Origin of the sequence: Gordonia jinghuaiqii (assembly GCF_014041935.1) — a bacterium.
GTDB classification, from domain to species: Bacteria; Actinomycetota; Actinomycetes; order Mycobacteriales; family Mycobacteriaceae; genus Gordonia; species Gordonia jinghuaiqii.
Map to the genome: position 1 here is coordinate 2881363 of NZ_CP059491.1, position 14716 is coordinate 2896078.

Genomic DNA, 14716 nt, shown 5'->3' on the forward strand with positions numbered 1-14716 from the left:
ACTCACTTCGCATACCACTTCGCACTCAATTGTGATGTCTCTGGCGTCGGAGAATCGAGGAAATTGAACTGGCTCCCGACTTGCGTGTCACTGGCTGTTGACCTCGGCACACCAGTCCCGCGCAGCACGGTTCGCCATATGCACGTCCAGAATGACGTCGTCGCAACCGGCGGCGATCTTGGCTTCGGTCCACAACGGCTGTGCTAGATCCGACTGCGCGTACCCGCAGAGGTTTTCCACGATCCCTTTCGACTCCGGATCGGCGCCGTGGCAGAAGTCCGGGGAGAACCCGTAGTGGGTGGCAAACCGCACATACGTGGGGGTGGGTACGACGACGTTGGCGACGACCCCACCTTTGAGGCAGCCCATCCGATCAGCGAGTACCTTGTTGGGCACTCCACCGATCTCATCGAAGGCTTCAGCGATGAATCCGAGTGTGGTGGTGGCTGTTTCGTTGGTGGCGAACCGAACGAAACGCCAGCGTGAGAACGCCAGCACCGCGCAGAACATGTGCAGCCCGCCGATCACGGCCCAATCGATGACCAGGTAGTCACCCGGAGCCCACGCTGCCGGGCGGCGGCCACGGTGATGGTCACGGCGCCACTGTGTTTTCGCGGTGGCGACCAGTCGACGGAAGTTCCGGGCCGAGCCCTCATATCCTGCCGCTCGCGCTACCGGTACCAGACGTTTGGCGGTGATCCGGCCGTGTGATCGCTCGACTCGCTCAGCGACCAGCTGGGCCACCGCATCGTAGTTGCGGGCCCGTTCCTTGCGCTCGGGTGGTTGATCGTCGGCTTCGAACCGGTCGACCACGCGCTTGACGGTCTTGTGGGTGGTGCCGCACACCTCGGCTGCGGCGCGATAGCTTCCGAGTTCTCGGTAAGCAGAAATGATGTCCATACGGTCCTTCGCCGACTTCAATGGAACTCCCGGGCGGTGATGGTGATCGGTTGGCACCTTCACCGTCATCGCCTGGGCCTTCAGTTCCGGGTCGACACGACGAACACAGGGTGGGGACTTTTTATCTGGCCACCAGCGGGGACCTCGACCTGGCCACCAGTGGGGACTTTCTCATGGCCATGGACACCCACGGTGCCGCCACCTGTTCGAGTCCTAGCAGAGTCAGGTTCCTCGAGTCCGTCTTCGAGCTCGGTGTGCTGGAAGCTGTAGACGAGCTCGGCCTCCTCCCAAATTCACTGCCTGCCCCGATTACACTCAGCGGGGACTCCAATTCTGACACGATTGTCATGTGGATGATTTTCCAAGCGCGCTTGAAGATGCGATAGATGGTGTCAACGAAGTCGTCACGCCGGCCATGCCGGATCGAAGGATCAGGCCACTCCCGTGGGCCTCGCGTCTATCAGCAATGCCCTACTTGCCGGGTGGCGGAACTAAGCAGATCGAGGTCCTTCGCGAACTACTGCAAACGACGATTTCGTCTGATGGTGTTCTTACCGCGACCGTTCTAGACGGCAACGGGCTGGAGCGATCGCTACGTGACGCACTGAAGCCGCTGTCATCTGCGGGTTTTGTGCAGTCCGTTGACCGCGATCACGCCGCCGTAACCGATGAGGCGGCCGCTTGGCTCGACTCTCAAGACGACGCACAACTGTTGGCGATATTTCACCGTCACGTTCGGTACTTAGGTGAACTATTGGCCGTCCTCGAACCCGAACGACGAACGGTGCGCGACCTCGTGGAGGCAGCGGGCAAGCAGTACGACCTCGCGTGGACAACTCCTGACCAAACCCGTCGTCGCATAACGTGGTTGTCCTGCCTTGGGGCAGTTGAGTACTGCACTTCGACCCATGTCACGATCACCCAGCGTGGGCGAGAGTTACTTGCCACACTTCTTCTCGACGGACCACACCAGACCCGGGCACGCACGCCCGAGCCAGTCAAAGTGAATGATCCTCCGCAGCCGATCGCCGCTTTGCTCGGGGACATGACTCAAGCCCGATTGGAAGGACGCAATCCGATACTGGGCTACATCCCCCGCGGCAACGGGGAAGCCGACGTCGTGCAGGCGCTCGAGGCGCTCGTCAATGCAGCATCGCCAAGTACAACGAAGGCTAACCTGCTTGCGTTTGCTGAAGAGCATTTCGGGGTCAGCGAATCCTCGTTCGGCGCGGTGCTCACGACGCTGACAAGATCTGGACTCATCGAGCAGACGAGCTTGAATGTCTATGAGCCGACGTTGCCTGGGCGTGCCTGGCTGGAATCTGGAGCGGCACTAGACCTGGCCCTTCTGATGCACTCGCGTTATCTATTCGTTCTCGAAATTGTCCCAATGCTCCAAGAGCATGATCGAGCTCCGGGTCTTGCACGCGCTGCTGTTGACTACTTCGGCATGAAACGTGTTGACACCGGGGGAATACGGACGCGGCTACAGATCTTGAAGGCCGCTGGACTAATTGAGGAGCGGGCCAATTGGCGGTACCAGCCGACTGCACTCGGGGAGGAAGTGGCAGCCCGCTACACGCTCCAGGCTGCACGAGACCAGATCGAGTCCGAATCGGTCACCTCAAGTCAGGGAGAAGCGCCTCCTTCTGCAGTGCGTACGGCTCGGCTGATCGGACAGGACCTCGTAAGCGCAAGTACCGACTCCGACAACCCGATTCGCCTTGAACAGGCTGTCGCTGCAGCCTTGCAGTTCTTAGGCTTCAAGGCCCAACACATTGGCGGCGGCGGAAAGACCGACGTCCTGGCAACGGTAGACAACAGCGATCTTAAGCCCATCAGGGTTATTGTTGATGCGAAATCCGCCCGTAGCGGGACCGTCAATGAGGGCGCGGTCTCCTTTGATACCTTGCGAGAGCACCAAGAACAGCATCGTGCCGACTACGTTGTGCTGGTAGGCCCCAGTTTCGACGGTGGCCGTATACGCCCGCGAGCAGGGCAGAATAAGGTCGCTTTGGTCACGACTAGCGAGCTAGCAGCTGTAGTCATGCGCCACGCACGTACCCCAATCTCGGCTTTCCACTTCGTTGGCCTGATTAGCGGAACGCAGGAGAACCGCCGTGAACTCGAAGCGTGTTGGTCCGCCACAGAACGGCGAACGACACTTCTCGCGCAAGTGGTGACGATTCTCGCTGGCGAAGCAAGGGATACGGACGAAGTCACACATGGTGCTCTCACAAGTGATCAGATATATCTGATCGCCCGAGAAGGAGGCACGGGACCTCGACCCAAGCCCCGTGATATCGAGTCTGTTCTCGAACTTCTACAGCACCCTCTGGTCGATTCTGTACGTACGGTGCAGGGTGACCGTGGACGCCCTCCTTCGTACCGGTTGCACGATGGCCCGACACACGTCCAAGCGAAGCTGAGCGCACTGGCTCAGGCGCTCGAGGGTGTGGACGAAGCTATCGAGTCGACCGAGTAGTCGAGCGGATCTCGCGGCTCCCGCTTGTGCTGTCAACTTCGTACCGAAAGCAGCCGTTTACGAATTCTCCGAACCATTCGTCATGCATTTCCGCCGATTGTAGCGCGTAACGTCCCCGCTACACAATCCCAATTCCCGCCAGTACTTCCGAATTCAATGTCAGCTGACACAGAATGCCGACGAAAATGCATGACCGACTAGTTTGGAACTCTGTTGTTCACCATTCACGAAACTCTCAGGAATAATCGGGTACGCGTGGGAACCCACCTAATCATCCACCCCGCGTGCACGACCCTTACAGCTCACAGCACCTGCTAAACGCCCACCCGGGTACGCAGAGGATACGCAGCAGCACCGCCACCGCCCAGGCCGTAAGCAATTATCCACGACCGCAGGTTCACAACCTGTCGGGCGTCAGTTCGAGACAGACTATGATGTCGTTTCGATAGCCGCCGGATCACTGGTGAGCTCCGACCAGAGGGGCGATTGGGACCGCCCTTCAGGAGTAGCAGGTCGGTAGAATAGTTCGTATTCGAATATTGGCCAGCTACCGGTAGACCGCTGCTTGCAGCAATAGAATCTGGCACCAAGTACGTGGCCGTGCAGGATGCCCGTAGCGGCCGACGGATGCGAAGCCCGTCCAGCGACCCCAACGCAAATGTTCGTTCAGTGAGCGGGTCTCAACCAACGATGTAGTGGGCCAGGATTGCTTGAAGTTCGTAGATGTCGACTTGTCGGTTGAACTGCCGAGCGATCGGGTGGGTGGTACCTGATAGCCAGATCTTCAGTTCAGCGTCCAGGTCGAACGTGCCAGCTGTCTCGACAGAGAAGTGCGTCACTGAGCGGTAAGGGATCGAGTGATATTCGGTCTTCTTTCCAGTGATGCCCTGCTTGTCGATGAGGAGAAGCCTTCGATTCGTGAAGAGAAACACGTCGCGGACGAGGCGGTAGCCAGCGTCGACAGTCTCGCCCTGCCCCAACAGCTTCGCGTACTCCGCTTGTCCTTGCCGCGGGTCGATACGACCGGCGTTACCCATCATTCCGTTCATGATTCCCATTGACCGTTTCTAGCAAACTGGCCGCGGCGTCATTCGGATGGACCACACTTGTCCCTCGTGGTTAGCTCCGACTCGAGCATGCTCCGGGGGTCGCGACGACCCGTCCATCGCTGTCGACGAGTCGCCAAACACAGGGCATGACAACACCCAGTCAGTGGTCGTCGCCGCCACCACAGAAACGCGGAGTTTGTACCGAGTTCGGCTGTTGGCGGTATCGCTCACGCCTGACGCAGCGGGCTTCGGGACGACGTCCGAGTGGCACACTGGCGGGAACCCCTACTGCCGACGATCCGATCGAGGGCGAGGAGCACGGACTATAGTCATCACAGGTCTGGTGCTCACCGCTGTCGCGGGGCTCTTGCACGTCTTCATCTTCTATCTGGAATCGATCGCCTGGACGAGCGAACGCGCACGCGCGACTTTCGGCACCGGGACGGTGGAGGAAGCGACAGTTCAGAAGGAGCTCGCTTTCAACCAGGGGTTCTACAACCTGTTCCTGGCGATCACGGTGTTCGTCGGAATCGTGGTGTACGCCATCGGTTCCGACGCCACCATCGACGCCGGTCTTCACCACCACGGCGTCGATGGCGGCTGCGGCACTGGTGCTGACGCTCTCGAGCCCCGACAAGATCGCAGCCGCGCTCAAGCAGGGCGTCGTTCCTGCACTCGCAGTGATCGCACTCGCCGTCGGCTTGATCCTCTGAACCCGGCGAATTCCTCGACCGTTACGCATAATCGCCGCCGCTCTCAGCCAAGCCCCCGGCTCACCATGTGAGACACATCCGACGCATCGTCCCAATTCGCCCATGGGGACCCGCTGAAACTGTTCCAATGGCTGCAAGTGAAACGTAGCAACGTGTGAGGGGTCGGGATGGCGCACTACTACCCGGAACTGGCAGAGCGGGTCGCACGACAGGCCGAGGAGTTACCCGAGCTGTACGGCGACTTCGATTTCACCGCGACGCCGGAACGTTTCACCACCGACCCGGACGTGAAGTCGGCCCTACCGAGCCGGTTGGGCGATCGTGACAAGTACTTGAACGACCCGCGCCTCATGGAGCTGGTCCGCACCTCGACATTCCTGGCCGACGTGCCCGCTGACCGGGTGGCAGCACTGGCCACGCAGTATCCGGTCTCCGAACTCGTGAACCTGGTTCGCCGTGTGTGCCGCGAGGGCGTAGGGAACGTCCCCGACGCCCCACCTGAGATCGGCGAGCTCATCACGCTGATGCAGGAGAAGCCCGACTGGATCGACTTCGATCTCATCGACGATGGCGCTGCATACTCTCGCCTGTATGCCGCGCTCGTGTCCCCCTTCATGACCCGAGGCGCGTTCCTCGCGACCTTCACCAACAGTTATGCGGCACTGCCGATGACGATCACCGGCGCACTGTCGGGCACCCGTGCCGCACACCGCGTCAACGAGACCACGGCCTACTTCGCGGTCACGGCGATGCCCGGCGGTCTCGAACGTTTCAGCCCGGGCTTCGAAGCCACCGTCATGGTTCGACTCATGCACTCGATGGTCCGGGTCAACGCTATGCAGCGAACCGGCCGGAGCAACAACAGCAAGAAGCGGGTGTGGGACACGACGATCTACGGGCTGCCGGTCCCCCAGATCGATCAGTTCCCCGCCGGCATGATCGGTCCGTACCAGAAGGCGGACAGGGCAGTTAAGGCAGGCCGCGAGCTCCCCTACGATGAGCGCGCGATGGTCGAGTTCCACCGTTACCGCGGCTACCTACTCGGGCTGCCCGAAGAACTGCTGCCCGGGTCCGCGCAGGAGATCGTCGACCTGTTCAATGCGCGGGCCGCAACGCTCCGCCACGGCTACGACGACGACTGCCGCAAGCTCGTCAGCTCCACGATGGACGCCTACCTGCGCCCGTCGGAGAGCCTCTTCGACCGCGCCGCCGACGCCGTCGAGAAGAGCTACAGCAAGCTGGCCTTCACCGCCGCCTTCTGCGAAGGCAACCTCAAGAACGCGGCCGACATGGGCGTCACAGTATCGATCGCCGACTTTGCCCGTGCTGCGGCGACCGCCCCCTTCCTGACCAGCCGATTCGCCACGGTCCGCATCGCCGGCAAACTGCCGGTGCTTCACGGGCTCGCGGAGCAGTACGTCACCAAGGCGACCAAACGACGCCTCGACGACTACGGAGTCCCCGAGTACACAACCGATCACCGCGAGTACGCGCGCTGACGAACCACGGTTGATCTCGGCGTCGGAATGCCCGGCCGCGGTGATGAGCGTCCGCGTCGAGACTGTCGTGCCAGAACCAGAACTCGCGTGTCGAGCGTGCGTATGTTTGACGGGTGCACCTGGAGACACAAGCAGACCTGGCCTATCCGATTGTCTATCTGCAAGGCCCCGGACCCGGCATCCAGGTGCACATCGACATGGCCTCAACGGATCACGGAAACCTGGTCTTCTTCGGCGATGACTGCGCGGCGATCTTCACCGGTGCCACCTACGGAATCACCGACATCACCATCGATACTCGCGATGGCCCACCTGACGAGAGCGATCTTCCCGACTGGGAAACCGTCGAAGAGGGCACTCTCACCATTTCGGCACCACTGACTCTGCTTCCACATCCGGCCGCCACCATCCAATCGCTGGAGGAGTTGTCGGCCACCGAGATCCGCGTCCCAGCGCTTGATCCCGGATCGTATCGGCTCCGTGTAGCATCTCGGGGTCGAGACGTGGACAGATCGGATGTCTCAGTGCGACTGCAGCTATGGCCGACAGCCGAGCGCGGCGGACTGCGTGTGATCGCCACCGGTGACCGCTTCGACCCCCGTTCACTCAGCTCGATAACCCCGCGCCACCACGTGCGCACTGCTACGTCCGAGCCCGCCACGGCCACAACTGCGACGGCCTCCCCCACGCTCAGGCCTTCGAACACAGTTGACGTCAGCCACCACTCGTTCTTGATATCCGGACAAGAAATTGATCCGACTGCGACCTACGCGCAAGGGTCGGTCTTCGACGCAGGCGACAACCTCATCGCGGTGCACACCGGCATCGCTTCAGGACCGGTCGCCGTCGTGATCGAGCGGTTCGACGACGACCCTCTCCTCGACACGGACGTGCCACCCATTGATCTGAGCGCATGGGAAAATGTCGACGAAGTGACTGTGCCCTGCCGAGCGGACATGTGGGTGATCACTCTGGACGGCGAAATCGTCAGTGCGTTCGGCGTTTTCGGGCCATCCTCGTCGGGCACCCGCACCTTCCGGATCGCCGTCCGAGGCCGCGCATCGAACTGGGACTCGATCGTCGATGAGCCCACCGAGGATTACCTCGTCCAGACCTGGTCCACCAGTAGTGGCCCGTTCAACGATCACCGCCACCAAGGCCACCGACGGGATCTGGCCGGTGTCAGAGTAGCCGCGCCCAGACCGTCAGGTCACCTGGCGCACGGATTCGCCGCATCCACGAGGTCTGGAGCCCCGGGACGAACGGTGTAGGTGACGCTCGCCCACGCGAACGCCGGGGACATGTTCACCACCTCGTGGACGAGGGTTGACGGAAGGGTCATGAATCCACCCGGTGCGAACGGGATGCCCCGGCAATTCCGTGAGGTCCGCAACACCAAGTTGCCGCCGGTGGCGATGGAGTACTCCGGGCCGGGATGGGTGTGCCAGCCGGTACTCGCGCCAGGCGGGATGACGAGTTGCTGCACGATCACCGTGCTCGGACCGTCGTAGCCAGGGGTGATCCCCCACGGGATATCGAAGCGGGCGACTTCCTGACGAACTAATCCGCCTTGTGGCGGTGTGGCCTGCGCCGGCGCCGCGAGCACCGATCCGGCCAGCACACCGGCCACAGCGCAGACCGCGACGCGTGCGAAACACCGGCTTCGCATGATGACCCCAATCTGCTGAACGATTCGAACTACCACTCAAATCGTCGACCGACGGTCCCGAGACCTCCGAAGAACGGCCCGATAGTTGCAGAACCGTCACATCGCAGCGTGGGATGCCGCTGTCAGCGTGGACCGCACCGTTGACCCATCCGGCGCATGCCCCATCTCTGCACCATGCCGGTGCGTCAGGGAGCCTGTTTCCACCAGGCGATGACGTACAGCGCGAGCGACGCGACGAGGCCGCCGAGAACCCACAGCACCACCGAGTAGTCGACCCACGACCCGAACGGGGGCGTACCGGGAAAGATGTTGCGCAGGGGTAGCACGGCGAACAGCATGACCGCGAACCAGGTGACCATGGGAGGCTGAAACGCCTTGCGGTGACGAACAGTTTGGATCGAGACGAAGAGTGTGCAGATCGGCAGGATGATCAGCATCACGCACAGCGCGAGATCAAAGGTCAGGGATCCGGCCGTCCTCGACGAGGTGATCGTGAACGCCTGCCCGTCGGCGGTGGCGCTGTTCCCGGCTTTGATGTCCCAGCCGATGAGCGAATCGGTGAACGCAACCTCTGTCGGCAACTCCGCGTCGTTCGGACCGTACGCCTGCACCGTCACCGACTCCGAGACATAGCTGTCGAACGGCCAGAGCCGGATGTCGCCACCGCTGTACAACACCACCGGCACGGCGCTCGGGCGCGTACCGGAATCGAACTTCAGTGCAGTGGCCGAGACCAGCGGTGAGACATCAATCGTCACATCATCCTTGAGGTTTCCCCGACCGTCGAGCAGGTCGCCACCGGCATCGATCGAGACAGTGCCGCCGACCTCGGAGGCAGCACCGTCGACGGCGTCGATGTCGAGATACACGAGAACCCCGTTCGCGGCAGGTTCACGTGCATCCGCATCGTCACCGGAACCACCTTCGGCGTAGGCCACCAGCACGGCAACATAGGCGATCAAGAGGGCGACAACGATCGCCGAACCCTTGACCCACGCCGAGGGTTTCACCGTCTCCGACATACGTTAGCCTCCAAGATCATTCACCGTTCGGCGGCCGTGAGCGGGCGCCGGCTGGCGGTGAGTGTATCGGCTGCAACCCTGTGTGAGCGACACAGAGACTGACGTGTCATCCGGGAATCCGGACTGCGTGAACTCCGGCGTCCTCGCGAAGTGATAGGTCACCCACCCCCGGGACACTCCGGCGAACATCTTGCGCAAGGCGTTCGTCGTCTCGTGACGGAGCATGTGCGTACGTTGGTACACACATGCTCTCGAAGAAGGAACTCATGGACGGGAAGACACCGCGACAGCGTGCCACCGAGCGTACGGGCGTCGAAGACCAGTCGAGCGGCGAGGCGTGACAGTGCCGTCGGAACCGCCGTCGTTGTTCGAGATCGATGACGACTCTCGCCCGCTGGCCGATCGCCTCCGCCCCCAGACACTCGAGGAGGTCGTCGGGCAAGATCACCTGCTCGCATCCGACGCCCCGGTGGGCCGGATGGTGGGTCAGGGCCGACTGGTGTCCCTGATCTTGTGGGGGCCGCCGGGGTGCGGGAAGACCACGATCGCCAGGCTTCTCGCCAACCGGACCGGGCTCGAGTTCGAGCCGCTGTCAGCCACGTTCTCCGGCGTTGCCGACCTGCGGAAGATCTTCGCAACGGCGGCGAAACGCCGCGAGATCGGCCAGGGCACATTGCTGTTCGTCGACGAGATCCACCGCTTCAACCGTGCGCAGCAGGACAGCTTCTTGCCCTACGTCGAAGACGGCACCATTGTTCTCGTCGGAGCGACCACGGAGAATCCCAGCTTCGAGCTCAACGGAGCGCTCCTGTCCCGCTGCCAGGTGTTCGTGCTGCGCCGACTCGACGACGCCGCCCTGCGAACCCTGATCATCCGCGCCGAGCAACTCACCGGTCGCGTCTTGCCGATAGACGAGACCGCGACCGACGCGTTGGTCGCCTTGGCCGACGGCGACGGCCGGTACCTGCTCAACCTCGTCGAGCAGATCCTCACCCTGCCCGACGACGCCGCGCCGCTGGACACCGTCGGTCTGGCAGAGCTGGTGCAGAAGCGGGCGCCGATGTACGACAAGGCCCAAGAGTCGCATTACAACCTCATCTCCGCCCTTCACAAGGCGATGCGCGGCTCCGACCCGGACGCGGCCCTGTACTGGCTCGCCCGGATGCTCGACGGTGGCGAGGACCCCCTCTACATCGCGCGGCGCTCGGTACGGTTCGCGAACGAGGACATCGGGATCGCCGATCCGCAAGCCATCCACCAAGCCCTCGCCGCCTGGGACGTATACGAGCGTCTCGGGTCCCCGGAGGGAGAGCTTGCGATCGCCCAAGCGGTGGTCTATCTCGCGACCGCACCCAAATCGATTGCCGTGTACCGGGGACTGAACCGGGCGATGCGGGAAGCGAAAACCACCGGGTCCCTCATGCCACCCGCCCACATCCTCAACGCCCCCACCAACCTCATGAAGCAACTCGGCTACGGCGACGGCTATCGATACGATCCCGACACCACCGACGGTTTCTCCGGTCAGGACTACTTTCCCGACGGCGTCGAACGCACCCGCTTCTACGAGCCGACCCGAAACGGTTACGAGCGGACCATCTCTGAACGACTCCACCACTGGCAGCAGCTGCGAGATACACCTCGCGACACCGACACCCCGGAATGATCAAACCAGGGACCCGCTGATCACCGATACCGCCACCGTTGCGGACCGGCAGGTGCGCCCTGGTCCGAACGGCACGGCGCCTACTGGTCCCAGCCCGCGGTCTCCGTTGCCGCACGATGGGTCTGTTCGAGGAACTTCAGGACCATGGCCTCCGGCTCGGTTGCCTGTCGCACGAGGTGATACGGCAGCACGTACTCCCCCAGCGCGGCGTCCCAGTGAGCAGGGGCCTCGACGCCCGGATGCGTGTCGTATCCCTCGGGTTGCGGGTATGCGTACGCGTAGAAGACACCTTCCGCGGCACCACCCGGCCAGTAGCCGGCGCTCGACACCTCGTCGCTGTAGGCCTCGTGCATGACCCAGTCGGGACAGTTCGGAATGCCACCAGGGTGCTGAGGTGCCGGCCGTCCCGAGAACCGGGTGACGGCCAGATCGAATGCGCCCCAGAAGAAATGGACGGGCGAAGACTTTCCTCGAAACTCACCGCGGAACTTCGAGAAGACTCCATGCGCACTGACCAGCGACCACCAGAATCGGGTCACGGCGTCCGCGTCGTAGGACGCGTGCGTGGTGTCCTCCGCGAACGGGGTTGCATCGGGCAGTTCGACGGGGGTGCCGACGATGTCGACGTCGAATCCGAGATCACCGAGGTGGCCGGTGTACTCGGCGTAGAAATCGGCAACGGTCTTCGGTTCGAGCGTCATCCGGCGTGTGCTGCCATCGGTGACGAGGAACAGCAACTCATGCCCCACGAAGTCGAACCGTATCTCGAGGCCGCGACCTCCCGCGACCATCAGCGACGTCGTGAGCCCTCGAGCGTCCACGTACAACGTCACTCCCCACCAGTGGTTGACCTCCGGACCGAGAGCGAGGCGAGTCTTGCCGACGATCTGAGTCCACAGCGTAAGCGTGTCCCTGGTGTCGATCCACGAGTCCACAGGCAGTGCCGGCCACGCGTCGTAGTGGGTGTCCATGAGCCCATGATCCCCGAGGCATGCACTCGATGTAGTCACGACGAGTAATTCGGATCGCCTGGCGTTTGCCGAACGGGCAACGATGTCCGCGGCGACATGGACAGCTCTGTCACCGCCCGGAAACGGGATGCCGAAGCCGTCGAAGATCCGTTGGTCGCGGCACTCGAGAATTGCTGCCAGCGTTGCCAATGCCCCTGCTGGGTACCCTGAGCAGGCTGAGCTCTGGTCACCGAGCTCTGGCCGCGACAGGGCACCCAGCAGACGATGACGCAGACGATGACAACGGGGGGACACGGTGAGCAGGATCAGCACCGAGCTGCAGGCACTGGTCGGCAAGAGCGTCGGCCTGGCGATGCAACGCCGCACTCTGCTCCCCCAGGCAATCTCGGACGCCATCGCCGGCGAGGGCCGAAGCACTGCCGGACTCACCGTGGTGGTCACCGGAGCATCGGCCGGGATCGGACGAGAGTCCGTGCGGCAACTCGCATCCCGCAGCGCACACGTGATAGCCGTAGCACGACGCCAGGACGAACTTCAGGAACTGGCCGCAGAGACCGGCTGTGACTATGAGCTGTGCGACCTCTCCGACGAGAACTCCACTGCCGAGCTGGTCCACAAGCTCCAGGACCTGCCGGTCGATGTGCTGGTCAACAACGCGGGTCATTCGATCCGCCGAACCATCCTCGACTCCGCCGACCGTCTGCACGACTACCAGCGCACGATCCGGCTCAACTATCTCGCCCCGGTGCAACTGTCACTCGGACTGCTGCCGAACATGGTCGACCGCGGATCCGGGCACATTGTCAATGTGTGCACCTGGGGCATCATGGCGAACACCTTCCCCCGATTCTCTGCCTACGCCGCATCGAAGAGCGCTCTGGCCATATTCGGGCGAAGCCTCAACGCCGAGAATCCTCACCCGCAGGTGCGCGCCACGAACGTGTACTTCCCTCTGGTGCGAACCGAGATGATCGCGCCCACTGCGCAATATGACACCGCGCCGGCCCTCAGCGTCGACGAGGCGGGCCGGTGGATCGTCCGCGCGATCACCCACCGCCCCACGTCGGTGGCGCCGGCAGCCCTCCGCACCGTGCTCCCCATCATCGACTACCTCGCACCGACTGCGGCCGACAAGACGATCGCATCGATAACCTGACCGGTCGACGACGCCGTCGACCGGGCGGGTGATCCAGGTGGACCTCACCGAGACCGACCGGCGGCACTTTGCATGGCCGCGATGGGCAGGTGCCGACCGCGAGTCAGCGAGGATCGATCCTGAACACGCCGCATCGACCGGCCACCGCGGCGAAGGCGTCCGGCGTGACATCGGCAACCACTCCAGCGTCCTTCATCATCTTCGGACCATCACTGCCCGAGAGTTCCGGCCAGGCGCGCAGCACCGGAATCGCCTGCTCGGCCGACAGCTCGGTAAGGCGCACATCGGTCGCCCTGCCCCCGATGGACAACCGTGCCAGTCCGTCGGCCGCGCGCACATTGCGCACCCAATCCGCGCCGGGAAACCCTTCCAGGACGTAGCGCTCGCCCTCCAGTTCGACGACGGTCAGCGGCGTCCTCCGCAACTTCTGACTTCGTCGTCCGGCCACGATGAGCACCGGTAGCTCCTTCATCGCGCCGAAGCGTTGCAGGAACAGGAACAACGTGTTCATCGGTTTCAACCAGCGCGGCGGCGTGACCGGGGGCGGTGACGTGGGCATGATCTGTCCTTCCGAAGCCGTACTCCGTACACCGTACTGTTATTTCGGTGCCGGGTACACCTCCCGCGAGCCGCAGCAGTCAAAACCAGACAGCCGAGCCACCGATTACTTACAGTGATCGCAACCGATCTCGAGGAAGGCGTCTGATGCCCATCTCATCCCACTCCGTGCGTACGATGACGGTCCGTGTCGCTCTCCTGATGGCGCTGGTGGCAATGACACTCGGCCTGTCCGTCGCCCCGGCGTCCGCTGCGCCGAAGCCGACCATCGTTCTCGTTCACGGCGCATTCGCCGATTCGTCCGGCTGGCGCGACGTTGCTTCCAATCTCCGCGGCAGGGGGTACGCGGTTCAGACCTTCGACAACCCCCTGCGTTCGCCCCGCTACGACGCCGGGCAACTCAAGAAGAAGCTCGCAACCATTCCCGGGCCAATCGTCCTGGTCGGCCACTCCTACGGCGGCTTCGTCATCAGCAACACCCACGATCCCGACGTCAAGGCCAACGTCTTCGTTGCGGCTTTCGCACCCGTCGCGGGCGAGTTCGTGCAGGGTATGTTGAACCCGATCGCCTACCCCGGTAGCCGATTGCTGCCGCCCGCATTGCAGATCAAGCTCGTCGAGGACGACCCCACGGGCATCGGCGGCAGCAACGTCGACGGTTACATCGCGCGCCCGTACTTCCGCGAAGTCTTCGCCCAGGACGTCTCGCCGGGCGTCGCCGCGAACATGTTTGCCCACCAGAAGTCTGTTGCTCTCGTCGCCAATCTCGAGCCGTCCGGGGCGCCCTCGTGGGCCAAGGTCCCGAGCTGGTACCTCGTCTCCCAGCAGGACCGGGTCGTTCCGCCTGCGCTGCAACGCTCTCTCGCTCGCCGAGCAGCACCGGGTCGCACCGCCGAGGTCAACGCCTCACACGTATCGCATGTCTCGCGGCCTGATGCCGCGACAAGCATCATTCTGCGCGCAGCCACCGCCGCCCAACGCTGACCCCGGCGGACCGCGTCGAGAACAGCAGAGGTGCGTGCACGCAG

11 protein-coding genes and 2 pseudogenes are annotated in these 14716 nt (G+C 63.0%); 7 read left to right on the forward strand and 6 right to left on the reverse strand.

Going from position 1 to position 14716, the window contains the following annotated elements:
• Positions 1 to 93 precede the first annotated feature (93 nt).
• Positions 94 to 921 (reverse strand): annotated as a pseudogene (gene istA, locus H1R19_RS12865) (IS21 family transposase); the annotation flags it as partial.
• Between the two features lie 328 nt (positions 922 to 1249).
• On the opposite strand from istA, the gene H1R19_RS12870 reads away from it, so the two are divergent.
• Entirely contained in the window at positions 1250 to 3385 is a 2136-nt protein-coding gene (locus tag H1R19_RS12870; protein WP_219849226.1) for a restriction endonuclease, read from the forward strand.
• Positions 3386 to 4065: 680 nt separating this feature from the next.
• Here H1R19_RS12870 and H1R19_RS12875 read toward each other — a convergent pair.
• Positions 4066 to 4443: a PH domain-containing protein gene (locus tag H1R19_RS12875; RefSeq protein WP_219849227.1), complete on the reverse strand. Its 378-nt coding sequence runs from the start codon at positions 4441 to 4443 to the stop codon at positions 4066 to 4068.
• Between the two features lie 316 nt (positions 4444 to 4759).
• Between H1R19_RS12875 and H1R19_RS12880 the strand changes: the two are divergent.
• The 3 genes and pseudogenes from H1R19_RS12880 (at position 4760) to H1R19_RS12890 (ending at position 7917) form a co-directional block, all read left to right on the forward strand.
• Positions 4760 to 5147 (forward strand): annotated as a pseudogene (locus tag H1R19_RS12880) (DUF1304 domain-containing protein).
• Between the two features lie 167 nt (positions 5148 to 5314).
• Complete coding sequence (locus H1R19_RS12885; RefSeq protein ID WP_219849228.1) at positions 5315 to 6646, forward strand: oxygenase MpaB family protein; 1332 nt, start codon at positions 5315 to 5317, stop codon at positions 6644 to 6646.
• Positions 6647 to 6759: 113 nt separating this feature from the next.
• Positions 6760 to 7917, forward strand: coding sequence for a hypothetical protein (locus tag H1R19_RS12890; RefSeq protein ID WP_219849229.1), 1158 nt, complete (start codon positions 6760 to 6762; stop codon positions 7915 to 7917).
• On the opposite strand, the gene H1R19_RS12895 is transcribed toward H1R19_RS12890, so the two are convergent.
• Both H1R19_RS12895 and H1R19_RS12900 read right to left on the reverse strand, forming a co-directional pair.
• Positions 7857 to 8276 carry a cupin domain-containing protein gene (locus tag H1R19_RS12895; RefSeq protein WP_219849230.1) on the reverse strand — a complete coding sequence of 140 codons (420 nt, stop codon included), beginning with the start codon at positions 8274 to 8276 and terminating at the stop codon, positions 7857 to 7859. The two genes, H1R19_RS12890 and H1R19_RS12895, sit on opposite strands and share 61 nt — an antisense overlap.
• Positions 8277 to 8500: 224 nt before the next feature.
• On the reverse strand, positions 8501 to 9337 hold the full coding sequence (locus tag H1R19_RS12900) for a DUF4436 family protein (protein WP_219849231.1): 837 nt from the start codon (positions 9335 to 9337) through the stop codon (positions 8501 to 8503).
• 343 nt (positions 9338 to 9680) lie between these two features.
• Here H1R19_RS12900 and H1R19_RS12905 point away from each other — a divergent pair, with 343 nt between their 5' ends.
• Complete coding sequence (locus tag H1R19_RS12905) at positions 9681 to 11003, forward strand: replication-associated recombination protein A (RefSeq protein ID WP_244970691.1); 1323 nt, start codon at positions 9681 to 9683, stop codon at positions 11001 to 11003.
• Between the two features lie 80 nt (positions 11004 to 11083).
• Here the strand turns inward: H1R19_RS12905 and H1R19_RS12910 are convergent, their stop codons facing one another.
• The gene (locus H1R19_RS12910; RefSeq protein WP_219849233.1) at positions 11084 to 11974 is read right to left on the reverse strand and encodes a DUF5996 family protein; all 891 of its coding nucleotides are present in this window, start codon (positions 11972 to 11974) and stop codon (positions 11084 to 11086) included.
• Between the two features lie 352 nt (positions 11975 to 12326).
• On the opposite strand from H1R19_RS12910, the gene H1R19_RS12915 reads away from it, so the two are divergent.
• On the forward strand, positions 12327 to 13130 hold the full coding sequence (locus H1R19_RS12915) for an SDR family NAD(P)-dependent oxidoreductase (RefSeq protein WP_219851646.1): 804 nt from the start codon (positions 12327 to 12329) through the stop codon (positions 13128 to 13130).
• A 103-nt stretch (positions 13131 to 13233) separates the two neighbouring features.
• Here the strand turns inward: H1R19_RS12915 and H1R19_RS12920 are convergent, their stop codons facing one another.
• Positions 13234 to 13689, reverse strand: coding sequence for a nitroreductase/quinone reductase family protein (locus H1R19_RS12920; protein WP_219849234.1), 456 nt, complete (start codon positions 13687 to 13689; stop codon positions 13234 to 13236).
• A 146-nt stretch (positions 13690 to 13835) separates the two neighbouring features.
• On the opposite strand from H1R19_RS12920, the gene H1R19_RS12925 reads away from it, so the two are divergent.
• On the forward strand, positions 13836 to 14672 hold the full coding sequence (locus H1R19_RS12925) for an alpha/beta hydrolase (RefSeq protein ID WP_219849235.1): 837 nt from the start codon (positions 13836 to 13838) through the stop codon (positions 14670 to 14672).
• Positions 14673 to 14716: the final 44 nt, after the last annotated feature.

Coding starts and splice junctions, on each gene's coding strand:
- H1R19_RS12875 (WP_219849227.1), bottom strand. CDS start 4,443: ATGGGAATCATGAACGGAATGATGGGTAACGCCGGTCGTATCGACCCG.
- H1R19_RS12885 (WP_219849228.1), top strand. CDS start 5,315: ATGGCGCACTACTACCCGGAACTGGCAGAGCGGGTCGCACGACAGGCC.
- H1R19_RS12900 (WP_219849231.1), bottom strand. CDS start 9,337: ATGTCGGAGACGGTGAAACCCTCGGCGTGGGTCAAGGGTTCGGCGATC.
- H1R19_RS12910 (WP_219849233.1), bottom strand. CDS start 11,974: ATGGACACCCACTACGACGCGTGGCCGGCACTGCCTGTGGACTCGTGG.
- H1R19_RS12915 (WP_219851646.1), top strand. CDS start 12,327: ATGCAACGCCGCACTCTGCTCCCCCAGGCAATCTCGGACGCCATCGCC.
- H1R19_RS12920 (WP_219849234.1), bottom strand. CDS start 13,689: ATGCCCACGTCACCGCCCCCGGTCACGCCGCCGCGCTGGTTGAAACCG.
- H1R19_RS12925 (WP_219849235.1), top strand. CDS start 13,836: ATGCCCATCTCATCCCACTCCGTGCGTACGATGACGGTCCGTGTCGCT.